The following is a 21,154-nucleotide window of genomic DNA, read 5'->3' on the forward strand; positions in this document are numbered from 1 at the left end:
GCCCGCCGCAAGACGAGGGGACGATACGCGTGCAGACCATCCGCCACAGTGCGACGCGCCTTTCGGCGCTGTTTTCCTTGATGGTACTGGCGGGCTGCGCCGGCGGTCCCGAAGGGGTCCTGGCGCCGATTTCCGCCAACCCCGCCGATTACGGGGCGACCAAGGTGGACATGCTGGTGGCCACCACACGCGAGGCGGTGGAAGATCCGGCTTTCCTGTTTTCCGGCGAGCGCGGACCCGATCTGAGCCTCACCGACATGGAAATCTCCATCCCGCCGGATAACCGCAGACGCATCGGGGAGGTGCAATGGCCCCGCCGCCTGCCCGCCAATCCGGCGACGGACTTCGCGATCGTCAAGGCGGACCGGCTTTCGATCGAACAAAGCCGGGGCTGGATGCATGAAAATCTGGGGCCCAGCCGGCACGTCATGGTTTTCGTGCACGGATTCAACAACCGCTTCGAGGACTCGGTCTACCGCTACGCCCAGATCGTCCACGATTCCCGGTCGCAGGTAACGCCCGTCCTGTTCACATGGCCGTCCCGCGCCAGCGTCTTCGGCTACAATTACGACAAGGAGAGCACCAACTTTTCCCGCGACTCGCTGGAGCAGTTGATGAAGGCCCTATCGAACGACAGGTATGTCGGCGAAATCACCATCATGGCGCATTCCATGGGAACGTGGCTTGCCGTCGAGGCGCTTCGCCAGATGGCCATCCGCGATGGGCGGATTGCGCCGAAGATCAAGAACGTCATTCTCGCTTCGCCGGACATCGATATCGACGTCTTCCGCAAACAATGGATACAGTTCGGTGCGTACCGCCCGAAGTTCACGGTCTTCGTCTCGACGGACGACAAGGCGCTCGCCGTCAGCCGGATCATCTCGGGCAATCGCGGACGGCTGGGCGCAGTAAACCCGGCGGAGGAACCCTACCGAACGGAGTTCGAGCTGGCCGGCATCGACGTCTACGACCTGACCGGGCAAGGATCGGCGGACTTCCTCAACCATTCGCGCTTCGCCCAGAGCCCGCAGGTGGTGCAACTGATCGGCCAGCGGCTCGTCAACGGTCAGACCGTGACGGATTCCCGCGTCGGTGTCGGTGAGGCAATCGGAGCGGTGGCGGTCGGCGCCACGCAGGCCGTGGGACAGACCGCCTCGGCTGCGATCAGCGTTCCGATCGCCGTGGTGGATCCGACGACGCGCCGCAACCTCGGCGATCAGTTCGACGCCGCGGCGCAGGCGACGGGCGGCACACTGGAGGCCGCGCGCCCGGACCTGCGCTGACGCCGCATCACCATGGGCGCATCCGCCATAGAACGCCGTCGCGCCGCACGATGCCGTGGTAGAGCGCGGCGGCCACATGGACGAGGATGAACGCCACCAGTACGATCCAGGCCGAGACGTGAACGGACTCCGCCACGCCTGAAATGGCGTCCGAGCGGGGTACGAGGGAAGGGACGCCCAAGGCGTCCAGCACCTCGACCGGGTAGCCGCCTGCCTTGACGTAAGTGTAGCCGCTGAGACCCATGACGACGAGCAGGGTATAGAGTGCGCCGTGGCTGGCGCGGGCCGCGGCCACCTGCCATGCCGGCATGGAGGCGGGCAGTGGCGGCGCGGGGCGGGCAACCCGATAGGCCAGCCGGGCTGCCACCAGCAGCAGGATCAGTACCCCGGTGTTCTTGTGAAAGAGGTACAGCATGTCGCGAAGGCTTCGCGACACGTCGTCGCCGGCCATGGTAAGCCCTGCGGGTATCATGGCGAAGACAAGCAGGGCCACCAGCCAGTGCAGCAGGCGCGCCGGGCCCCGATAGGACGATCCGCCGTCATCCATCGCCCTTGCCTCCCTGCAAGTCCCATCGACGTCACTGGCTGCGGCAGATGGTCCGCGCATTCGCCGATGGCGTCAAGTGCTTGACAAGGCACGGCTTCCACGATGAGCCTTGTGCAATGGACGATGCCACGCAAAACGGCGGTACGAAAATCGCATACCGCCATGCGGTGGCGCGGGCCGTGCTTGTCCGCTTCCTGCAGGCCAGCCTTCCGCTGCTGGCCCTTGCGCTGTTTCTGGCGGACCTGCTGACGCCGAGCCGACCGGGCATGGTAACGCTGATCGTCATCGTGCTTCACGGCGCCGCCACGGGAATTGCAGGATACGGCCTCTGGTCCGCCTATCCCCACGACCGGCTGGGCCGCGCCAATCTGGTGACGCAATTGCGGGCGGCGATGGCCGTTTCGCTTTCTGCCGGTCTTCTCCATCCGTTTGCGGATCATGCAGCATGGATGGCCGTGACGATTGCGACCGTCAGCCTGCTTCTGGACGGTGTCGACGGATGGCTGGCGCGCCGCGACGGCCTGGTTTCCAGCTTTGGCGCGCGCTACGACATGGAGGTCGACAGCTTTCTAGCCCTGATGCTCGCCCTGGTGGCCTGGTGCTCTGCCGGCTGGGGTGCGGAGGTGCTGCTGCTGGGGCTGCCACGCTATGGCTTCATGCTGGCCGCGGCCCTCTTGCCCTTTCTGCGGGGCCCATTGCCCCACAGCGTTCGGCGCAAGGCCTGCTGCGTCCTGCAGATCGCTGCGCTGATCGTCCTGATCGTGCCCTTGCCCATAGGCGAGGTCGCCGGCGGGTTGGCGCTGCTGGCCGGTGGATGCCTTTACGCATCGTTTGCCGTCGATATCGTCCATCTTTGGCGTCGTCGCGCTTGATGGCTCTCTGCGCGGTCTGGTTCATTCTCGCGCTCTGCCTTGTTCTCGTGCCGTCACGCACCGGGCGCCGCGCGGCCGCGCCCGTCATCGCCTTGGTGCTTCTGGTTCTGCTCGGTTTCCACCTTGCGGACCTTGCGGTCGGGGCGGCCTATGGGCGCGCCTTCAACCCGTTCGTCGACGGGCATCTGGCAGAGGCCGGTGCGCGCCTTCTTGCCGGAATGCTCGGGCTTCCGCTCATTCTGGTGGTCATACTGGCCGGCATCGTGGCTCCGGTCTCGGTATTCCTGCTTCTGTGGGCCGTTCTGTCGGCGGCGACGCGGTATGCGGCACCCACCCGCCGCGTACGCGCAGCGGCGGCGCTGGCGGGCCTTACCGCCGCCCTTGCCCTGTTCTTGATGCCCGGGGGCGCGGCCGCGATCGGAACAAGGCTGGCCGAGCTATCGGCTTTCCGCGCCGAGATGACGGCTTTCGATGCTGCTGCGCAGGACACAAAGCAGTTCGACACGGCTGCGCTGGGCGGATTGAAGCGGCGCGACGTCATTCTGGTGTTCGTGGAAAGTTATGGGCGCGCCAGCTACGACAACCCGCGCTACGCCGGTGCCCATGATGGTATCCGCGCCGTCGCCCAGGCTGCGGGAGAGGCGGCCGACATCGCGATGATGTCCGGTTGGCTGACCGCGCCCATATCCGGCGGCCAAAGCTGGCTTGCCCATGCGACACTGGCATTCGGACTGCGCATCGGCGACCAATGGCGCTACGAGCGGCTTCTTGCCGGTGACCGGCAATCCCTTTTCCAGGTCGCCGCACAGGCCGGGTATCATACGGCGGCCTACATGCCGGCCATCACCATGCCATGGCCCGAAAGCCGGCGCATCGGCTTCGACCGCCTGTTCGCAAGCGACGACCTTGGCTACGAGGGGCAGAGCTTCAACTGGGTGACCATGCCGGACCAGTTCACCCTTGAGGCGTTCGAGCGGATTTCATGCGGGCTGCCTGGGCCGCGCTTCAGCCAGATCGTGCTGATCTCCTCGCATGCGCCGTTTACCCCGATAGCTCCCATCCTGCCGCGCGAGCAGATCGGCGATGGACGCATATTCGATCGATGGGCCAATTCCGGCGATCCGCCCGATGTCGTCTGGCGGGACCCGGAGCGTGTCCGCGACCAGTACCGCGACGCGCTCGGCTATTCCCTGTCCGTCGCGTTCGCGTTCGCGACGCGCCAGGCGCAGCAGGGCAGGCTGGTGATCGTGGTGGGGGACCATGCGCCTGCCGGCTTTATTTCGCAGATCGATTCAATGGACGTGCCGATGCACGTCTTTGGCCCGGATCATCTGCTTGCGCGGATGAGCGCGTGGCGTTGGGCACCGGGCCTGAGGCCCGACGCAGCGCAAACGGCGTGGCCGATGGAGGCGTTTCGCGATCGGTTCATCGCGGCCTTCGGTATGCGGAAAGGGGCATCCTGATGGCCTCGCACAAGCTTGCCTTCGCCATACCGGGCGGGTTGGAACAGCGCACCGGCGGGACGATCTACGACCTGCGGGTCGTCGAGGCGCTGTCGAGGCAGGGCTGGGATGCGCGCACCATCTCACTGCCGGGCGCCTTCCCCAATCCGTCCGCAACACAGATGCGCGAGGCGATATCGCCGCTGAGTGCGGTGCCGGGCGATGAGGCGCTGATCGTCGATGGCCTCGCCTTCGGGGCTCTGGATACGGCCGAGCTTGCGCGGCTGCACCGGCCAATGATCGCCATGGTGCATCATCCCATCGGGCTGGAGGCGGGTTTGCCGCCGGACCTTGCCCGCATGCTGATTGCGCGGGAGCGCGCCAATCTGCAACACGCGCGGCATGTCATCGTGCCGAGCGCGCATACGGCAGATATGCTGCGTCGGCACTTCGACGTTCCCGCAGACAGGGTAACCGTTGCGCGGCCCGGCTTCGATAATTCGGCTTCTGGCGGGCGAAGGGCGGCGCATCCCCCGCTGATCCTCTCGGTCGGCATTCTTGCCCGGCGCAAGGGGCACGACGTTCTACTGGCCGCGCTTGGCGCGCTGACCGACCTCGACTGGCAGGCCGTGCTTGCCGGACGTGCGCACGATCCGCAAACGGCAACCGAGCTTCAGGCGCTGCGTGACGCGTTCGGACTTGCGGGCCGGGTGCGCATCGCCGGCGAGGTTCCCGATGACGAACTGGCCCGCCTGTACGGCGCGGCGTCCATTTTTGCGCTGGCCACGCGCTATGAGGGCTACGGCATCGTCTTTGGAGAGGCGATGCGGTCCGGCCTGCCCATCGTGTCGTGCCATGTCGGCGCGGTACCCGAAACCGTGCCGAAGGGGGCCGGCCTTCTGGTGCCGCCGGACGATCCGCCTGCCTTTGCTGCGGCCTTGCGCCTGTTGCTCGAGAACGAGCCGCTGCGCCACGACATGGCCGGTGCCGCGCATCGCCACGGCGCGGCCCTGACCGGCTGGGACGAAACCGCGCGCATCATTGCGGGTGTCGTCGCACGAATGGACAAATGCTGAGCCTCAGGCTGCGAAACGCCGCGCGCCCGCAACGCACAGCACGACGCCGATGGTGGCCAGCCACATGGCCGGGCTTACGGCTTCACCCAGCAGCAGGCCAGCCAGCGCCAACCCCATGAAGGGCTGCAGAAGCTGCAACTGCCCGACAGCGGCGACGCCGCCTTGTGCAAGGCCGCGATACCAGAAGACGAAACCGATGAGCATCGAGAACAGCGAAACATAGCCAAGGCTTGTCCAGGCCGCCGGCGATATGCCGGCAAGGCTGGCCGGCCACCGCATCGCCGTTGCCACCAGCATCGGCGGCAGCGCCACAACCAGCGCCCATGAGATGACCTGCCAGCCGCCCATGCGGCGGGCCAACCGGGCCCCTTCGGCATAGCCAAGCGCGCACAGAACGACCGCCGCGACCATGTAGCCATCGGCACGGGACAGCTCTGCCGCGCCGTGCATGAGGGCGAACCCGGCAACGAAGGCACTGCCGAGGCACGCGAAGAGCCAATAGGCCGGCTTTGGCATCTCGCCCGCCCGGAACACCGCGAAGATCGAGGTGGCGAGCGGCAGCAACCCTATGAAGACGATGGAATGGGCCGACGTCACCGTGCCGAGCGCCAGCGCGGTCAAAAGCGGAAAGCCAATAACGACACCCAAGGCCACGATGACGAGGGAGGCGATGTCGCTCTTCTGCGGTGTGGGTGCCCGGGACAGTATCAGCAGGGCACAGGCGAGAAGCCCGGCGATGGACGCGCGCGCCGTGGTCAAAAACAGTGGGTCGAAGGCCGTTACCGCAATGCGTGTAGCGGGCAGCGAGCCGGAAAAGATGGCAACGCCGATGAAGCCGTTGACGAGGCCCTGTAACCGATCTCCGTGCATGAACATCCCCTTCCTGCCGTTCGCCCCGCAATAGCGGGGCTGGCACAGGCGGCACAGACACAATACGGTACGGTTTGACAGAACTGTATTGGTTCAGAGGGCAGCACAGATGGCGCGTGGGCAGACGGCGAAGGTGATGGATGCGGTGCGCGCGCACATCGAGGGACGCAGCCTTGCACCGGGCGCCCGTCTGCCATCGGTGCGGGCGGAGGCGAGGGCATCCGGCGTTTCCGTTTCGACTGTCGTGGAGGCGTATGAGAGGCTGGTCGCGGAAGGGCTTATCCGGTCCCGGCCGGGCTCAGGCTTCTATGTGTCGGCATCTGCCGCGCCTCTGATGCTGAAGGCTGTCGCGCCACGTTGGGACAGGGCGATCGACCCCTTCTGGATATCGCGCCAGTCGCTGGAGGCGGCCCCCGGAACTTCGATGCCGGGATGCGGATGGTTGCCTGCGGAATGGATGTTCGAAGGCGGGTTGCGCCGTGCCTTGCGCAAGGTCGCACGCGGTAATGCCGTGGAGCTGGCCGATTATGGCTCGCCGCTTGGCCTTGAGCCGTTGCGCGCGCTGCTGGCGCGGCGTCTGCTTGCGCTTTCGATCCCGGCCGCGACCGACCGGATCATGCTGACGGAGTCGGGGACGCAGGCGATCGACCTCGTCTGCCGCCTGTTGATCGAACCCGGCGACGCAGTTCTGGTGGACGATCCCTGCTACTTCAATTTCCACGCTCTGCTGCGGGCGCATCGCGCGCGCATCGTCGGCGTGCCATATGGCCCGGATGGGCCGGATACTAAGGCGATGGAGACGATTATCGCGCAGGAGCGGCCGCGCCTCTACATCACCAATTCGGCGATCCATAATCCGACGGGCGCAACCCTTTCCCCCGCCACGGCGCACAAGGTTCTGTCGCTTGCCGACAAAGCCCGGATGACGATCGTGGAAGACGACATTTTCGGCGATTTCGAGCAGGAGCCGGCAACGCGGCTTGCCGCGCTGGACGGACTGGACCGCGTCATCTGCATCGGCAGTTTTTCCAAGAGCGTGTCGGCTTCGGTCCGCTGCGGTTATGTCGCGGCTCGGCCCGACTGGCTGGACGGCCTGATCGACATGAAGATCGCCACCAGCTTCGGCGGCGGGCGGATGGCCGCCGCATTGCTTTACGAGACTTTGTCCGATGGCGCCTACCGCCGCCACATGGAGGAGGTGCGCCGCAAGCTCGGCCGCGCCATGGACCGGACCATCGCTCGGTTGGAGCGGCTGGGGTTTACCGCAGAACTGCGACCGAGGGCAGGAATGTTCGTCTGGTGCCGGCTGCCGCAGGGGGCGGATGCCGGGCACGTGGCCGCGCAGTGCCTCGGCGATGGGGTCGTGCTGGCCCCCGGCAACGCATTCAGCCTCACCGGGGCAGCATCGCAATTCATGCGGTTCAACGTCGCCCAATGTGGCGACGACAGCATATTCGCCAGCCTGGAGCGGGCGTTGCGCTGACCTATTCGGGGTCGGGCGCGCTGGCATACAGCGCCGTGGCCGGCGCGCTGGTCAGAAGCTGGTACGCCTCGAACTGGGCCAGCACATCGGCTTGTATCTCCTCCCGCCGGAAGCCCATGACGTCGTAGCCACGACTGTTATCGGAGAAGAAGGTGCGGGCAAGCCAGACCTGCGAGCGCTTCCGCTCCGGCCGTGTCACCTCGGCAGCCGAGAAGGCGACGGCCAGATGCGTTTCCGGATGGACGCCGTACTGGAAATTGCGCGTCGCGCTGGACGTGACCGTCAGCATGACGCCGCCATCGTCCGGCGAGCGGTTGACCTCGGCATCGACCCCGCGCACGTTGAGCGCGTTCTTCACATCTTGAAGAGCCGGCTCGACCGTCTTGTCGATGAACCGCAACACGTCGTCCCGGGTCGGGTCTGTCAGCATCCACTGCAGGCGCTCCTGCCAGTTCATGCTGCGTGCCGGAATGGCCGGCCGCGCATGCTTGCGCATGGTTGCGCGGGCGACATCCGCCTTCATGCCCTTGAGCAGGCCGAAAGAGAGCAGCAGGAGGATGATGGCAAAGGGCAGCGCACTGATGAGCGTCATCGTCTGCAGGGCCGTCAGCCCGCCTGCCAGCAGCAGCAGGGCGGCGACCAGCCCCTCCAGCCCGCACCAGTAGATGCGCTGCCAGACAGGCGTTTCCTCGGTGCCGCCCGACGCGATCGTATCCACCACCATCGATCCGGAGTCCGACGAGGTCACGAAGAAGACGGCGACGAGGATGATGCCGAGCGTCGAGGTCAGGGCCGTGAGGGGCAGGTACTCGAAGAACTGGAACAGCGCCACCGAGATATCGGCGCCCACCGCAGCGGAAATCGCGCCGTTTGCCACCCCCATGTCGAGGCTTATCGCGGTGTTTCCAAAGACGGCCATCCAGAAAAAGGTAAAGGCCGAGGGGACGAAAAGAACGCCGACGACGAATTCGCGTACCGTCCGCCCGCGTGAGATGCGGGCGATGAACATGCCGACGAAGGGCGACCAGGAAATCCACCAGGCCCAGTAGAACAGGGTCCAGTTGCTGACCCAGTCTCGCGGCTCGTAGGCGTAGAGCGTGAAGGTACGCTCCAGGATCGTATCGAGATAGGTGCCGATATTCTGCACGAAGGCGCGGAAGATGAATTCCGTCGGGCCCATCACCAGCACGAAGAGCATCAGAATGATGGCAAGGATCAGATTGCCTTCCGACAGTCGGCGGATGCCGACATCGAGGCCGGAGACCACGGACAGCGTGGCCATGGCGGTGACGACGACGATCAGGATAACCTGGATCGTCGCGGTTTGCGGTACACCGAGAAGGTAGTTCAGGCCCGCATTGATCTGCAGCACGCCAAGCCCCAGCGAGGTGGCGATGCCGAACAGGGTGCCGCAGATTGCGAAGATATCGACCGCATGGCCCAGCGGTCCGTTGATCCGCTCCTGCAGCAGCGGATAGAAACCGGAGCGGATGGTCAGCGGCAGGTTGTAGCGAAACGAAAAGTACGCCAGCGACAGACCGACGACGGCGTAGATGGACCAGGCATGCACACCCCAGTGGAAGTAGGTGATTGCCATCGCCTGACGGGCCGCCTGAAAGGTGCCGGGCGAGGCTTCCGGCGGCACGGAATAATGCAGGATCGGCTCCGCCACCGCATAGAACATCAGTCCTATGCCCATGCCGGCGGCAAACAGCATCGCAAGCCAGGTCAGATAGGGATAATCCGGGTCGGCATCGTCACTGCCCAGCTTCAGGTCGCCATAGCGGCTGATGGCAAGGTAGAGCGCAAAGAACAGGAAGATGCCGACGGACAGGAGGTAGAACCAGCCGAACGTATCCAGCACCCAGGCTTGCGCTGTCTTGAATATCCTGTCCGCGTCTGTCGGGAAGACGATGCCGATCATCACCATGACGATGATGATCGCGCTTGAAATGAAGAAGACGGGTTTGTTGATGGTCGTCGTCTGTGGGCTCATGCCGATGCGGAAATCCTGTATTCGGGCCAATGCCAATTGCGGCGAAAAGGGGGCCGGCCAGACGACACCTAGGGCATAATGATAGAGGACAAGTGCGCGCCGCATGACGCGGCCCGCGTAAGCCGCATCAACCCGTCCAGTTGACGTGCTTCGCCAGAAGGGTCGTCGCCAGCTCGGACCGGCCCGTTCGCAGGGCGTTCAGGATCGCCTTATGGTCCCGGTCGGTCGGGGCTTCCCACTCTGCCCGCCAGCCGGAAAACAGAAACCGCGCGCTGGCGGCCTGCAGGTCGTCGATGGAGCGTAGAAGGCGCGGCATGCCGCACGGCTCTATCAGCGTTCGGTGGAAGCGGCGGTTACACTCCTCCCACACATGCACGTCGCCCGCGGCCTCGGCTGCCTGGTTTATCTCTTCGGCCCGGTCCAGGATGGCGCGGGTCAGATGGGGGATCGCGTGCCGCAGGGCCAGCGCTTCCAGCGCAGCCCGCATTTCGGCCACTTCGCGCACCTCGGCCTGCGTGAAGCCGGCGACGCGCACGCCGCGCCGCGGCACGCTTGCCACAAGGCCCCGCGCTTCCAGCCGTCGGAACGCCTCCCGCACCGGCACATGGCTGGCCGAGAATTCTTCGGCCACATGCTCCTGCCGCAGCTTTTCGCCGGCGTTCAGCACACCGGCGACGATGCGCTCGGCCAGTGTCCGCTCGATGCGTGCGGCTATGGTTTCACCGGTACGAGTCGTCATGCTTTGTAGATAAATGTCGCCAATGCGGTTGTCACCTCGGCGGCACTCAAATAGGGCATCCACTTTAGGTTGTGCCCGCAATGGTTCGGGCCAGTGGCTTACAGGAGTTGGAATGGAAGGTTTCGAGCAAACGTTGGGGGCGGGCACTCTCCTGTCCATCGCGGCAGGGGCGATAGCGCTGCTGCTCGTCCTGATCATACGGTTCAATATTCATGCCTTCATCGCGCTGGTCCTCGTCAGTCTGCTAACGGCACTGGTTGCCGGCATTCCGACCGCCGCCATCGTCCAGACGCTGACTGCGGCCTTCGGGTCGACCCTTGGCGGGGTGGCGCTGCTGGTCGCACTGGGCGCCATGCTTGGGCGTCTCTTGGAAATTTCCGGCGGCGCGGAATCGCTGGCCAACGCGCTGGTGGCAAAGTTCGGCGAGAAGCGCGCGCCGCTTGCGCTTGGCATTGCATCCCTGATCTTCGGTTTCCCGATCTTCTTCGATGCCGGGCTTGTCGTCATGCTGCCCGTTGTCTTCACGATTGCCCGCCGTCTCGGCGGCGGCCTGCTGCTCTACGGCATGCCGGTGGCGGCGGCCTTCTCGGTGATGCACGTCTTCGTGCCGCCGCATCCCGGGCCCGTCGCGGCATCCGAGCTGCTGGGTGCGGACGTCGGCATGCTGATCGTGGTCGGACTGCTGGTTGCCGTGCCGATCTGGATCGTCGCGGGCCAGATCTTCGGTCAATGGATCGGCCGTCGCATCGTGCTGCCCGTTCCGGACATCCTGTCCGGCGGCCCGCGCGAAGACAGCGCCGGCCCTGCGCCGAAGCCCTCGACCGTGATCCTGCTGCTGCTGTTGCCGCTGCTGCTGATCTTCCTGAATACCGGTCTAGACTATGCGCGTGCCGCAGGGTGGGTCGACGGAGAGGCCGCCTGGTTCGCGCTGGCGCGCACCATCGGGGCGACGCCCGTCGCGCTGCTGATCTCCGTTCTTGTCGCCGCCTACGTCATCGGCATCCGGCGTGGACAGGACGGCAAGAAGATCGAGGGTATTCTCGATTCGGCCCTGGGCCCGGTCTGCTCGATCATCCTGATCACCGGCGCGGGCGGCATGTTCGGCGGCGTGCTGCGCGCGTCGGGCATCGGCGACGCGCTTGCCTCGGCGCTGGACGGCATCGGCATGCCGTTGTTCGTGGCCGGCTTCATCATCTCGACGGCGCTTCGGATCGCGCAGGGGTCGGCAACGGTTGCGCTGATCACCTCTGCGGGCCTCGTCCAGCCTGCCGTGGCCGCCGCAGGCTATGGCAATGTCGAACTGGCAGCCTTCGTCCTGTCCCTGGCGGCCGGGTCGGTCATGCTCAGCCATGTCAACGATTCCGGCTTCTGGCTGGTGGGCCGATTCTTCGGAATGGATGTCAAGACGACGCTGAAGACCTGGACCGTGATGCAGACGATCGTCGGCCTGATGGGCTTTGCCATCGCCGGACTGATCTTCTGGATTGCCTGATTTTTAAGGAGCGGCCGGGTCTGCTGGCCGCTCCATATCACTTGCCGCTTGCCGATCGGCAGCCGGATGGGCATCGATAGGGCATGAGCGATCCTTCCTTCAGCCTTGTCCTTGTGCTTGCCGCCACCTTCCTGATCGCCGGGCTGGTGAAGGGCGTTACCGGCATGGGCCTGCCGACAGTCGCGATGGGTATTCTCGGCGCGCTGATCTCGCCGCTGGCCGCCGCCGGACTGCTTCTCGTGCCGTCCTTCGTCACGAATGCCTGGCAATTGCTGAACGGCGCAAACCTGTCCGCCATCGTCGCACGCCTGTGGACGATGATGCTGGCCGTGGCGGCCGGAACGCTGGCAAGCGCCGGCATCATCACCGGTTCGGGCACCGGCGCGGCCACCGCCGCACTGGGTGCGACCCTGATTCTCTATGCGGGCTATACCCTGCTCGCCCGCCAGATCACGGTGCCACGCCGGCACGAGCCGTGGCTCTCGCCGCTCATCGGCTTCGTCACAGGGCTGGTAACGGGGGCGACCGGCGTCTTCGTCATTCCGGCAGTTCCGTATCTGCAGGCACTCGGCTTCGAGCGGGACGATCTGGTGCAGGCGCTCGGCCTGTCCTTTACCGTCTCCACCATCGCGCTTGCGCTCGGCATAGGCATGCATGGCGGATTGCAGTTCGGCAATATCGGCCTGTCGGTGCTGGCTGTTCTGCCGGCTCTGGCCGGCATGGCGCTCGGCCAGACATTGCGCAAGCGGATCAGCCCTACGGCATTCCGGCGCGGTTTCCTGATCTGCCTTCTGCTGCTGGGCGGCGAGATGCTTGCGCGAAGCATCTGGGCGTGAAGGCGGAGCAACCTTGGTCGCTCCGCCCGGCCGTCGTGGATGCCTCAGCTCAGCGCGCCGCCGTCCACGGTCAGGATCGTGCCGGTGATCTGCCGCGCGGCGGGTGAGGCCAGGAACGCGACCGCCGCCCCGACATCCTCCGGCTGGCCGAAGCGGCCGAGCGGGATGAGCGTGCGCTGGAGGTCGGCAAATTCGCCGGTCTCCGGGTTCATGTCGGTGTTGGTGGAACCCGGTTGCACCGTGTTCACCGTGATGTCGCGCGGCCCCAGTTCCTGCGCAAGCCCGCGCGTCAGCGACTGGATCGCCGACTTGGTCATGTAATAGACAGTGCCGGGCGATCCGACGATACGCTCCGCGCCGGCCGAGCCGATATTGATAATGCGTCCACCAGCAGGCAGATGCGGGATCGCGGCCTTCGATGCCAGGATCGGCCCACGGATGTTCACCGCCAACTGCGCGTCGATATCCTCGATCGGGTAGTCGGCGATCGGGCTGTAGCGCGCGATGGCGGCATTGTTGACGAGAATGTCGAGCCCGCCCAGCTTTTCCACCGCCTCGTCAACTGAACGCTGGATCGCTGCGGGATCGCCGCTATCCGCCTGGATCGCCACCGCCTTGCCGCCCTTGTTTGCGATGGCATCCACCACCTGCGCCGCACGATCCGCCGAGCGCTCATAGGTGATGGCGACGGCCGCGCCCTTTTCCGCGAGCGCCAACGCAATCGCCGCGCCGATCCCGCGCGATCCACCTGTCACCAATGCCCGCTTGCCAGCCAGTTCGCTCATCGTCACATCCTTTCTGTGTCAATCGATACAGAATAGATGCGAATGTTGCGATCTTCTGTCAATGGATTATATATCGATCGATGCAAAAAGATCCGACAGCGACGAATGAATGCGAGACCCGCGGACGCGGTCGGCCACGCGCGTTCGACCGCAAGGCGGCTTTGGATGCCGCGATGAGACTGTTCTGGAGGAAGGGCTATTCGGCTACATCGATAGCCGATCTGACGGCGGCGATGGGCATCGGCTCGCCCAGCCTCTACGCCGCATTCGGCTCCAAGGAGCAGCTCTATGCCGAGGCGCTCGATCACTATCGAAGCGAGAACGAGGCGACGGCATGGGGCGGGTTCTTTGCGGCCGACACGGCACGCGGCGCCGTCCAGTCGTTCCTGATGGACTCTGCAGCCGGCCTCAGCCAGGCCGTGGCAGGCTGCATGGTGACCTTGTCTTCGGTCGGCTGCGAGGGAAACGCGGAGCTTGGCGCGTTGGTCGTGTCAGCCCGCAACACTGCGCTGGAACGGCTGGAGGCCCGGCTGCGGCGCGGCGTCGATGACGGCGAGATACCCGCCACGGTCGACGTTCACGCGCTCGCCCGCTTTATCCAGAGCGTTCAGAACGGCATGTCGGTGCTGGCGCGTGATGGCATCACCCGCGCCGAACTGGAAAGCATCGCCGAGACCGCAATGATGGGCTGGGACGCGCGCGTTCTGTCCACCCTCGTCGACTAGACGGGGCAGCCCTTGTTGCGAAGAAGCGCATCGAAGCGCTCTCGATCCAGCCGACCAGTCGCGTTTGAGGCCGCAATCGCCTTTTCCTTCTCCCTGTGCGCCAGGCAAAGGGGCAGGAGGGCTGCAACTTGTGCGGCCGGAATGCAGATCACCCCGTCGCCGTCGCCGAGCATCAGGTCGCCCGGCGAGACGCTCATCCCGGCACAGGAGACCGGCACGTTGACCTCGCCCGGACCGTCCTTGGTGGGCCCCCGCAGCGTGTTGCCCATGGCATAGGCGGCGATGCCGCCCTCGGCCCATTCGGCCAGGTCGCGCAGCGCGCCGTCGAGGACGAACCCGCCGATCCCGCGCGCCAGAGCCGTGGTCCGCATAAGACCGCCGATCACCGCGGTCGAGAGGTCGCCGCCGCCGTCGATGACGATGACATCGCCGGGCTCGGCCATCATCATGGCAAGGTGGATCATGAGATTGTCGCCTGGCCGGATGCGCACCGTCACGGCTGGCCCGCACATCACCGCGGACAGATCTCGATGATAGGGCACCAGGCCGCGAGAGCCGGTGTGGCGCCCCATCACGTCGCCCGCGTGGCAGGAGGGCACGGTGCGATAGGCCTCGATGAGGTCGCGTGGCAAGGCGTCGACGCGCGGGTTGACGCGGAAGCCGGCGGGCCAGCCCGCGGCGGCGGGTTTGATCGTCTCGTTCATCGGTTCGTTTTCCCGTCAGGCGCTGAGTTTGAAAAGCGGATAGGCCGGCGCCTCGTCACGCAGCACCCGGATGACGTCCTCGGCGGCCGTCACGGCCATCTTGACCCGCGTTTCCTGGACGCTGGTTCCAAGATGCGGCGACAGGGCGACGTTCTCCAGTTGCAAAAGCGGCGCCTTCGGATCGACCGGCTCTTCCTCGAAAACGTCAAGCCCGGCAGCGCCAAGCTTGCCGGTCGTCAGCGCCTCGTAGAGCGCAGCCTCGTCGACGATGCCACCGCGCGCCGAAACGACGATCACGGCGGTATCCTTCATCTTGGCGATCGCCTCACGGCCGATCATGTGGCGCGAGCTCTCCGTCAGCGCGCAATTGACCGAGATGAAGTCCGAGCGGGCATAAAGCTCGTCGAGGGAAACCCAGGTGGCGCCGAGTTCGGCTTCGGCCTCGGGTTGGCGCACGGGATCGTTGTAGAGGATCTCCATGTCGAATCCCCGGCCGCGCTTGGCCATGTTCTTGCCGATCTTGCCGAAGCCGATGATGCCGAGCGTCTTGTAGGAGACGTCGTAGCCCATGAAGCGCTTCGCGACCCACGTCCCGGCCTCGGTCCATTGCCCGCTGCGCACGAACTGGTCGGCCAGATGCAGTTTGCGCGCCGCGTTGATCATCAGCCCGAAGGTGAGATCGGCGATCGTGTGCGTGTGGACCGGCGTGACCGTGACATGGATGCCCCGCCGTTTGGCTTCATCGAGGTCGAAGTTCTCGTAGCCGACGCCGCGCCTTGCCGCGATTTTTAGCCGGGGGGCCTTTGCCATCGCGTCGGCGTCGAGCTGCTCGGTGTGCCAGACGAAGATCGCGCCGTCCGCGTCGCTGATGCCTTCGAGGAATTCTTCGCGCGTCAGCGGGCGGTTCACCCCCGACGTCGTGACCTCGATGCCGGCGGCTTCGAGAAGATCGATGGCTTCCTGCTCCAGCGGCTGGGTGATGAAGACCTTCATAGTCCTGTCTCCTTCTCGCGGATGCTGGTGACGACGACCCCCGTCTGCGGATCGCGTCCGCGCACGATGTCGATGCCGTGGATTTCCTGGATCACGAGGTCGAGCGTCGTCAGCGTGATCGTGCCGGGCTCGACATGGCCGCCGTAGAACAGGTTGTCCTTGCCGCTCGCCACGCAATGATAGTGGATGTTCAGACGCCCCGGCTCGTCGCCTGGCGAGACCAGCCCCTGGCCGGCGATGAGGCTGAAGGGCCCGTCCAGCACCAACCGACGGGTGTAGCCCTCTTCCTTCGTCGGTTCGACGCGATCGACATAGTGCATGGCAAGGCGCCGGAACGAGCCGATCGAGGTCGTGATGACGCCGCAGGACAGGTCATGGGCGAGGCAGACCGCCTCGAAGCTCTCCAGAAGATCGCGGCCCGGATGGATGCGGGCAGCGATGACGCGCCCGCCCGTGCCGGCGGCGCTATCGAAATGTCGCACGGGAAGGTCGAGCATCAGATGGCCTCCACGATCGCTTCGATCTCGGCGAGCGAGAGGATGCGGTAGGGGTCGCGCTTCAGGAGAAGCGGAAGTTCGGCCATCGTCCGCGCGTCGTAGGTTGGGCTTTCCGTCGTCAGCCAGTAGCGCGTCGAGGCGATCAGCGACACGGCTGGGTTGAAGCACCAGGCGATGTCGAAGATCTTCTCCGGAACGTTGCCGATGAAGACGATCTTGCCGTGCATCTGGCCCCGCATCTGGAAGGCCACCGGCACCGCCTCCTCGATCTCCCAGCCGCGCGCGGCCATGGCCTTCAAGGCCGCCTCGCGGATGATGTCGGGATGGTAGCTGGTCTCGACATTGGCGTGAATGTGGACGACGTCGCGGTGCTCGTTGAGCTCGCAGTATTTTGCCCAGGCAGGCCCGGCGAAGTACGCGTCGATCTCGGCCTGCGCCTCGGCCGTCACCTCGGTGCGGAACGGATACTTCTCGTAGAAGCCGGCCATGTAGGAGGCGCCCCACCACTCGACATTCTCGGGCCTGTCGGCAGGCTTGATCAGCGCGTCGGCGGACCATTTCCACAGAAGGTCGAAATGCGGCATGCCATGCGGCTCGATGCCGTGGATCGAACCCGAATCCGCCACCTGACCCGAGGTGAAGATCTCGATCTTGCGATGGACAGGGCGGCCGATCTTGGCGAAATAGCCCTTCACCACCTCTTCGAGGCTCATCGGGTGGATCTGCGTCTCGATATAGGCGTGCAGGTGGTAGACCGGCTCGTCGTCGATCTGCAGTGCCTCGATGACGCGGCCCCAATGCTCGGAGCGGAAATAGGCGGCGACCGTCTCGACGGTCTCCGGGGCGATGGCGTCTGGCCGTGTGGCGATATTCATGTGAGTTCCTTCGATTGCGGAATACGGCCGACCCGCTCGGTGGGCGTCGGCCTTGTCAGGTTCAGGACGACATCGCCCAGCGACGGATGGTGCGGTCCTCGAGGATCTTGAAGAACACGCCCTCGACGATCAGGCCGATGACGATGACTGCCAGGAGACCCGCGAAGACCGAGGGGATGTCGAGCATGTTCTTGGACTGGAAGATGAACCAGCCGAGCCCGCCCGAGCCCGATGAGACGCCGAAGACCATCTCGGCCGCGATCAGCGTGCGCCAGGCGAAGGCCCAGCCGATCTTGAGGCCGGTGACGATCGACGGGAGGGCCGCCGGTATCAGGATCTGCGAGACGAAGCGCCAGCCGCGGAGCCCGTAATTGCGCCCCACCATGCGCAAGGTGGTCGAGGTGGAGCGGAAACCCGAGAAGGTGTTCAACGCCACGGCCCAGAGCACCGAATGGACGAGCACGAAGACGAGGCTGGCCGATCCGAGGCCGAACCAGATGAGGGCGAGCGGCAGGAGTGCGATCGCGGGAAGCGGCGAGAACATCGAAGACAGCGTGACCATCAGGTCCTCGCCTATCCGCGTTCCGATGGCCAGCACCGTCAGTAGGCCCGCCAGTACGATGCCGATGGCGTAGCCGACGACCAGAACCTGGAGCGAGCCCCAGATGCGGGCCGGCAGTTCGCCGGTCGAGATACCGCTGATGACCGCGGCGACCGTCTGCCCGAAGGTGGGAAACAGAAGGTCGTTGCCGACATAGAGCCCATAGGCTTGCCAGATCGCGGCCAGCGCGACGAGGATCAACGCCTTGCGGAAGGCCGTCGAGCCCCAAACCGTTTCCCAGACCGATAGCCGGCGCTCGACGAGGCCGAATTCCGATGCGGGACGCGGCTCGCGATGGATTTCGGGGCGAGGGGGAGCGGCGGCGGCGGCGGGATCGAAGATTGCCTGGCTCATTGTGCACCTCGTGCGGCTTCGACGGGCTGGGCGAACAAGAGATCGTGGATCTCGGCTTCCAGCTCGGCGGCGCGTGCCGTGCCGAACTGCGAGCGGTCGAGCCCGTTGAGCTCCGCCTTCACCTGCCCCGGATGCGGGGAGAGGAGAAGGATGCGGTTACCGATCTTGATCGCTTCGGCGATGGAGTGCGTAACGAACAGGACGGTGAAGTGGGTGTCGTCCCACAGCTCCAGGAGCTCGTCCTGCATCTTGGCGCGCGTCAGCGCGTCGAGTGCGGCGAAGGGCTCGTCCATCAAGAGGATGTCGGGCTCCATCGCCATGCCGCGGGCGATGGCCACGCGCTGCTTCATGCCGCCCGACAGCATGTGCGGGTATTTGTCAGCGAAGCGCGAAAGATTGACCTTGTCGAGATAATGCAGCGCCCGCTCGGCGGCCTCCTTCCAGTTCGCGCAACGCCGGCTGGAAAGAAGCGGGAACATGACGTTCTGCTGCACAGTCTTCCAGGGAAGTAGCTGGTCGAACTCCTGGAAGACCATCATCCGGTCGGGGCCGGGCTGGACGACGCGCTTGCCGTTCAGCCGGATCTCGCCGTCGGCGGGCTTATGAAAACCGCCGATGGCCTTCAGGAGGGTGGACTTGCCACATCCCGACGGGCCCAGAAGCACGAAGCGGTCGGCGGTGTGGATATCGGCACTGACGCGGTAGGTCGCCATCACCGAATGGCCTCCCGCCACGTACTGGAGCGTTACGTCCTCGATTTCGAGGATCGGCCCCGCTTTGGCCGTTTGCGGGTCTGCGCCGAGCGGTCTCGTCATCATGTTCATTCCATCCTCCCACGCGGAGCAGCCCGCGTCTTCGTTCAGTCGGCTTCGGTCGAGCCCTCCCGGCCCTTCAGATCGTCGAAGAAATAGTCCCGCCAGTCGGCGGGGGCCTCACGGATCAGGCCGATCTTGGCCATGAACGCCGCGGTCTGGAACGTTCCCTTCGGCAACGACTGAAAGATGTTGCCGTCGTCAGAGAGCATCTGCGCGAACTCGGCGGGATCGAAGCGTTCCTGCGTCGAGGCTAGGTAGAGTTCGCTCGCACGCTGAGGGTCGGTGTTGATGATCTCCTGCGCCTCGGCAAGCGCGGCAAGGAAGACCTGACGCTCCTGCTCGCTCTCGTCGTGCCAGGCCGTGCGGGCGACCGCCATGAGGTTCGTCGTAGGGCCTGCGACGTCGAGCGTGCTGAGGACGGGGTGCATCCCCTCCATGGCGAGCAATTGCTGGTAATAGGGCGGGCCGGCGAACATGGTGTCGATCGCGCCGTTCGGCGTTACCATGGCCTGCACCGCGTCGGTGAACCCAAGCTGCACCATCATCGCGTCCAGGCGGTTCGGCTCGCCGAATTCCTTATCCAGCGCCATCTGCAGGTAGATCGCCTGGTTGGAGACGCGCAGCGACGTCACCGAGATGCGGTTCGTGGGCTTGAAGTCGGCAAGGCTCTGCACCGCCGGGTCCTTCGTGACCAGCACGCTTTCCGTTCCGCTGACCGCAGCGATCGACTTGATGTCGCCCCGCGTGCGGGACCAGAGCAGCAGCGCGTTGGACAGCCCGACGCCGATGATGTCGACATTGCCGGATATCAGCGCATCTGTAACGGCAGAGCCGGACGGGAAACTCAGATATTCGGGTTCGAGATCGACGCCCAGCGCCTCGGCGTGCTTCTCGATCAGGCCCGCTTCCTTCATGACGTGGAAGGGCGCGAACAGGATGCCGGTGCCCGCGGCGATGCGGATCTCCTCCGCGCTCGCGGCGCTCGGCCCGCCAACTATCGTCGCCGCGGCCAACGCGATGGCCGAGATCGTCCTCTTCCACTTGCTCATATGTTCCTCCCCTTGTTGTTCGATGCGGCCTGGGCGGCCGTTATTCAAGCCGTTGCGCCATGCGGATGTGCGATCCGTCCTCCCAGAACGGTGCGATTGAGGCAGAGCGCCGCAACCTCTCCGGCCAGCGGCAAGTCGGCTTCCAGCGCGTCAAGATAGGCGACGGCGTTGCGTGCGGCCTGCGCGGCCATCTCGGCAAGCGCCTCCGGCGTCGATCCGCCAATGTGCGGCGTCAGCACGGCGTTGGGGCTGCGCCGCAATGGCCCGTCGGCGAGCGGCTCCTGCGTGAATGTGTCCAGCGCGGCGGCCGAAAGGTGACCCGCCGCCAGCGCCTCGGCCAGCGCGGCTTCGTCGACGAGTTCACCGCGGGCGGTGTTTACGACGACCGCGCCCGCTGGCAGCAGCGCCAGACGGCGCGCGTCCAGGATCGGCGGGGCGCCGCGCACGGCCGGGCAGTGCAGGCTGAGGACGTCGCTCTGCTGGACGAGCACGTCGAGGTCATGGACCAGGAGCACGCCTTCGAGCGTGGCGATGGACGGATCGATCATCGGATCATAGGCGAGAACCCGCATCCCGAGCGCCTGGGCAACGACCGCGACCTGACGCCCGATGCGGCCAAAGCCGACCAGACCCAGCGTGCGCCCCGACAATTCGGCCCCGTCGCCACTGCGAACCCATTCGCCGGCCCGCACGCTTCGATCGAAGCGTGCGACGCGCCGCATGGCGGCGATCATCGCACCGATCGTGAACTCGGCGACGGCGCGCGCGTTCGCGCCGGGCGTGGAGAAAACGGCGATGCCGCGTTCGCTTGCCGCATCCATGTCGATATTGCTGGTGCCCGTGCCGTGCTTGGATATCACCCGCAGCGTCGGGCAGGCGTCCATCATTTCGGCGGACAAATGCATGGTCCGCGAAATGATGACCTCCACCGGATGGCTCGACAGAATCCGATGCAGACCTTCGGTGTCGCTGAAGTCGGAGACGTGGCGGACGTCGCAGCCGGCCGCGTCGAGGACGGCGCGTCCCGCTGGCGCAAGCGAAGGGGCTGTGACGAGAACGATGCGCGGCATGTTCGATGATCCTCCCAGAACGAGGCATAACGAACCATTGCAGACTCATT

At 65.5% G+C, this 21,154-nt stretch carries 21 protein-coding genes; 8 read left to right on the plus strand and 13 right to left on the minus strand.

Features of this window, described 5'->3' with window-relative positions; genetic code table 11:
• Positions 1-80 precede the first annotated feature (80 nt).
• A complete protein-coding gene (locus tag AUL31_RS13875) occupies positions 81-1,283 on the plus strand; it encodes an alpha/beta hydrolase (protein ID WP_143190255.1) in 1,203 nt (400 codons plus the stop codon).
• A 7-nt stretch (positions 1,284-1,290) separates the two neighbouring features.
• On the opposite strand, the gene AUL31_RS13880 is transcribed toward AUL31_RS13875, so the two are convergent.
• On the minus strand, positions 1,291-1,830 hold the full coding sequence (locus AUL31_RS13880) for a cytochrome b (protein WP_060607637.1): 540 nt from the start codon (positions 1,828-1,830) through the stop codon (positions 1,291-1,293).
• A 116-nt stretch (positions 1,831-1,946) separates the two neighbouring features.
• Here AUL31_RS13880 and AUL31_RS13885 point away from each other — a divergent pair, with 116 nt between their 5' ends.
• The 3 genes from AUL31_RS13885 to AUL31_RS13895 are packed head-to-tail and all read left to right on the plus strand — an operon-like array spanning position 1,947 to position 5,220.
• Positions 1,947-2,702: a CDP-alcohol phosphatidyltransferase family protein gene (locus AUL31_RS13885; protein WP_060607641.1), complete on the plus strand. Its 756-nt coding sequence runs from the start codon at positions 1,947-1,949 to the stop codon at positions 2,700-2,702.
• Positions 2,702-4,165, plus strand: a complete 1,464-nt coding sequence (locus tag AUL31_RS13890) for a sulfatase-like hydrolase/transferase (RefSeq protein ID WP_060607644.1) — start codon at positions 2,702-2,704, stop codon at positions 4,163-4,165. Before AUL31_RS13885 ends, AUL31_RS13890 begins: the two co-directional genes overlap by 1 nt.
• Positions 4,165-5,220, plus strand: coding sequence for a glycosyltransferase family 4 protein (locus tag AUL31_RS13895; RefSeq protein ID WP_060607647.1), 1,056 nt, complete (start codon positions 4,165-4,167; stop codon positions 5,218-5,220). The genes AUL31_RS13890 and AUL31_RS13895 overlap by 1 nt, the downstream gene beginning before the upstream one ends.
• Positions 5,221-5,223: 3 nt before the next feature.
• Here AUL31_RS13895 and AUL31_RS13900 read toward each other — a convergent pair whose 3' ends face one another.
• Complete coding sequence (locus tag AUL31_RS13900) at positions 5,224-6,090, minus strand: DMT family transporter (protein WP_143190223.1); 867 nt, start codon at positions 6,088-6,090, stop codon at positions 5,224-5,226.
• Between the two features lie 109 nt (positions 6,091-6,199).
• Between AUL31_RS13900 and AUL31_RS13905 the strand changes: the two genes are divergently transcribed.
• Positions 6,200-7,573, plus strand: a complete 1,374-nt coding sequence (locus AUL31_RS13905; protein WP_060607653.1) for an aminotransferase-like domain-containing protein — start codon at positions 6,200-6,202, stop codon at positions 7,571-7,573.
• Between the two features lies 1 nt (position 7,574).
• On the opposite strand, the gene AUL31_RS13910 is transcribed toward AUL31_RS13905, so the two are convergent.
• Together AUL31_RS13910 and AUL31_RS13915 are read right to left on the minus strand one after the other, a co-directional pair.
• Positions 7,575-9,569, minus strand: coding sequence for a BCCT family transporter (locus tag AUL31_RS13910; protein ID WP_192842527.1), 1,995 nt, complete (start codon positions 9,567-9,569; stop codon positions 7,575-7,577).
• A 127-nt stretch (positions 9,570-9,696) separates the two neighbouring features.
• The gene (locus AUL31_RS13915; protein ID WP_060607656.1) at positions 9,697-10,308 is read right to left on the minus strand and encodes a GntR family transcriptional regulator; all 612 of its coding nucleotides are present in this window, start codon (positions 10,306-10,308) and stop codon (positions 9,697-9,699) included.
• A gap of 112 nt (positions 10,309-10,420) precedes the next feature.
• Between AUL31_RS13915 and AUL31_RS13920 the strand changes: the two genes are divergently transcribed.
• Both AUL31_RS13920 and AUL31_RS13925 read left to right on the plus strand, forming a co-directional pair.
• Positions 10,421-11,800 carry a GntP family permease gene (locus AUL31_RS13920; protein WP_060607660.1) on the plus strand — a complete coding sequence of 460 codons (1,380 nt, stop codon included), beginning with the start codon at positions 10,421-10,423 and terminating at the stop codon, positions 11,798-11,800.
• Positions 11,801-11,883: 83 nt separating this feature from the next.
• The gene (locus AUL31_RS13925; protein WP_060607664.1) at positions 11,884-12,636 is read left to right on the plus strand and encodes a sulfite exporter TauE/SafE family protein; all 753 of its coding nucleotides are present in this window, start codon (positions 11,884-11,886) and stop codon (positions 12,634-12,636) included.
• Positions 12,637-12,680: 44 nt separating this feature from the next.
• On the opposite strand, the gene AUL31_RS13930 is transcribed toward AUL31_RS13925, so the two are convergent.
• The gene (locus AUL31_RS13930; RefSeq protein ID WP_060607667.1) at positions 12,681-13,421 is read right to left on the minus strand and encodes an SDR family NAD(P)-dependent oxidoreductase; all 741 of its coding nucleotides are present in this window, start codon (positions 13,419-13,421) and stop codon (positions 12,681-12,683) included.
• An 80-nt stretch (positions 13,422-13,501) separates the two neighbouring features.
• Here AUL31_RS13930 and AUL31_RS13935 point away from each other — a divergent pair, with 80 nt between their 5' ends.
• On the plus strand, positions 13,502-14,146 hold the full coding sequence (locus tag AUL31_RS13935) for a TetR/AcrR family transcriptional regulator (RefSeq protein ID WP_060607670.1): 645 nt from the start codon (positions 13,502-13,504) through the stop codon (positions 14,144-14,146).
• On the opposite strand, the gene AUL31_RS13940 is transcribed toward AUL31_RS13935, so the two are convergent.
• The 8 genes from AUL31_RS13940 to AUL31_RS13975 form a co-directional block, all read right to left on the minus strand.
• Positions 14,143-14,850: an RraA family protein gene (locus AUL31_RS13940; protein WP_060607673.1), complete on the minus strand. Its 708-nt coding sequence runs from the start codon at positions 14,848-14,850 to the stop codon at positions 14,143-14,145. The genes AUL31_RS13935 and AUL31_RS13940 overlap by 4 nt on opposite strands.
• A 15-nt stretch (positions 14,851-14,865) precedes the next feature.
• A complete protein-coding gene (locus AUL31_RS13945; protein ID WP_060607677.1) occupies positions 14,866-15,843 on the minus strand; it encodes a 2-hydroxyacid dehydrogenase in 978 nt (325 codons plus the stop codon).
• Positions 15,840-16,340, minus strand: a complete 501-nt coding sequence (locus AUL31_RS20520) for a PPC domain-containing DNA-binding protein (protein WP_060607680.1) — start codon at positions 16,338-16,340, stop codon at positions 15,840-15,842. Before AUL31_RS20520 ends, AUL31_RS13945 begins: the two co-directional genes overlap by 4 nt.
• A complete protein-coding gene (locus AUL31_RS20525) occupies positions 16,340-17,215 on the minus strand; it encodes a hypothetical protein (protein WP_060607683.1) in 876 nt (291 codons plus the stop codon). The genes AUL31_RS20520 and AUL31_RS20525 overlap by 1 nt, the downstream gene beginning before the upstream one ends.
• Positions 17,216-17,276: 61 nt before the next feature.
• Positions 17,277-18,170, minus strand: coding sequence for an ABC transporter permease (locus AUL31_RS13960; RefSeq protein WP_060607684.1), 894 nt, complete (start codon positions 18,168-18,170; stop codon positions 17,277-17,279).
• Complete coding sequence (locus tag AUL31_RS13965; RefSeq protein ID WP_244489412.1) at positions 18,167-18,988, minus strand: ABC transporter ATP-binding protein; 822 nt, start codon at positions 18,986-18,988, stop codon at positions 18,167-18,169. Before AUL31_RS13965 ends, AUL31_RS13960 begins: the two co-directional genes overlap by 4 nt.
• Positions 18,989-19,029: 41 nt before the next feature.
• Entirely contained in the window at positions 19,030-20,082 is a 1,053-nt protein-coding gene (locus AUL31_RS13970) for an ABC transporter substrate-binding protein (RefSeq protein ID WP_143190222.1), read from the minus strand.
• Entirely contained in the window at positions 20,079-21,104 is a 1,026-nt protein-coding gene (locus tag AUL31_RS13975) for an NAD(P)-dependent oxidoreductase (RefSeq protein ID WP_060607690.1), read from the minus strand. Before AUL31_RS13975 ends, AUL31_RS13970 begins: the two co-directional genes overlap by 4 nt.
• Positions 21,105-21,154: the final 50 nt, after the last annotated feature.

The sequence above is a fragment of the Aureimonas altamirensis genome (genome assembly GCF_001463885.1).
In the GTDB taxonomy this organism is placed as follows: domain Bacteria; phylum Pseudomonadota; class Alphaproteobacteria; order Rhizobiales; family Rhizobiaceae; genus Aureimonas; species Aureimonas altamirensis.

Excerpts from the sequence above, each read along its gene's own strand:
- AUL31_RS13875 (WP_143190255.1), top strand. The coding sequence starts at position 81 with ATGGTACTGGCGGGCTGCGCCGGCGGTCCCGAAGGGGTCCTGGCGCCG.
- AUL31_RS13880 (WP_060607637.1), bottom strand. The coding sequence starts at position 1,830 with ATGGATGACGGCGGATCGTCCTATCGGGGCCCGGCGCGCCTGCTGCAC.
- AUL31_RS13885 (WP_060607641.1), top strand. The coding sequence starts at position 1,947 with ATGGACGATGCCACGCAAAACGGCGGTACGAAAATCGCATACCGCCAT.
- AUL31_RS13890 (WP_060607644.1), top strand. The coding sequence starts at position 2,702 with ATGGCTCTCTGCGCGGTCTGGTTCATTCTCGCGCTCTGCCTTGTTCTC.
- AUL31_RS13895 (WP_060607647.1), top strand. The coding sequence starts at position 4,165 with ATGGCCTCGCACAAGCTTGCCTTCGCCATACCGGGCGGGTTGGAACAG.
- AUL31_RS13900 (WP_143190223.1), bottom strand. The coding sequence starts at position 6,090 with ATGCACGGAGATCGGTTACAGGGCCTCGTCAACGGCTTCATCGGCGTT.
- AUL31_RS13905 (WP_060607653.1), top strand. The coding sequence starts at position 6,200 with ATGGCGCGTGGGCAGACGGCGAAGGTGATGGATGCGGTGCGCGCGCAC.
- AUL31_RS13910 (WP_192842527.1), bottom strand. The coding sequence starts at position 9,569 with ATGAGCCCACAGACGACGACCATCAACAAACCCGTCTTCTTCATTTCA.
- AUL31_RS13915 (WP_060607656.1), bottom strand. The coding sequence starts at position 10,308 with ATGACGACTCGTACCGGTGAAACCATAGCCGCACGCATCGAGCGGACA.
- AUL31_RS13920 (WP_060607660.1), top strand. The coding sequence starts at position 10,421 with ATGGAAGGTTTCGAGCAAACGTTGGGGGCGGGCACTCTCCTGTCCATC.
- AUL31_RS13925 (WP_060607664.1), top strand. The coding sequence starts at position 11,884 with ATGAGCGATCCTTCCTTCAGCCTTGTCCTTGTGCTTGCCGCCACCTTC.
- AUL31_RS13930 (WP_060607667.1), bottom strand. The coding sequence starts at position 13,421 with ATGAGCGAACTGGCTGGCAAGCGGGCATTGGTGACAGGTGGATCGCGC.
- AUL31_RS13935 (WP_060607670.1), top strand. The coding sequence starts at position 13,502 with ATGCAAAAAGATCCGACAGCGACGAATGAATGCGAGACCCGCGGACGC.
- AUL31_RS13940 (WP_060607673.1), bottom strand. The coding sequence starts at position 14,850 with ATGAACGAGACGATCAAACCCGCCGCCGCGGGCTGGCCCGCCGGCTTC.
- AUL31_RS13945 (WP_060607677.1), bottom strand. The coding sequence starts at position 15,843 with ATGAAGGTCTTCATCACCCAGCCGCTGGAGCAGGAAGCCATCGATCTT.
- AUL31_RS20520 (WP_060607680.1), bottom strand. The coding sequence starts at position 16,340 with ATGCTCGACCTTCCCGTGCGACATTTCGATAGCGCCGCCGGCACGGGC.
- AUL31_RS20525 (WP_060607683.1), bottom strand. The coding sequence starts at position 17,215 with ATGAATATCGCCACACGGCCAGACGCCATCGCCCCGGAGACCGTCGAG.
- AUL31_RS13960 (WP_060607684.1), bottom strand. The coding sequence starts at position 18,170 with ATGAGCCAGGCAATCTTCGATCCCGCCGCCGCCGCCGCTCCCCCTCGC.
- AUL31_RS13965 (WP_244489412.1), bottom strand. The coding sequence starts at position 18,988 with ATGATGACGAGACCGCTCGGCGCAGACCCGCAAACGGCCAAAGCGGGG.
- AUL31_RS13975 (WP_060607690.1), bottom strand. The coding sequence starts at position 21,104 with ATGCCGCGCATCGTTCTCGTCACAGCCCCTTCGCTTGCGCCAGCGGGA.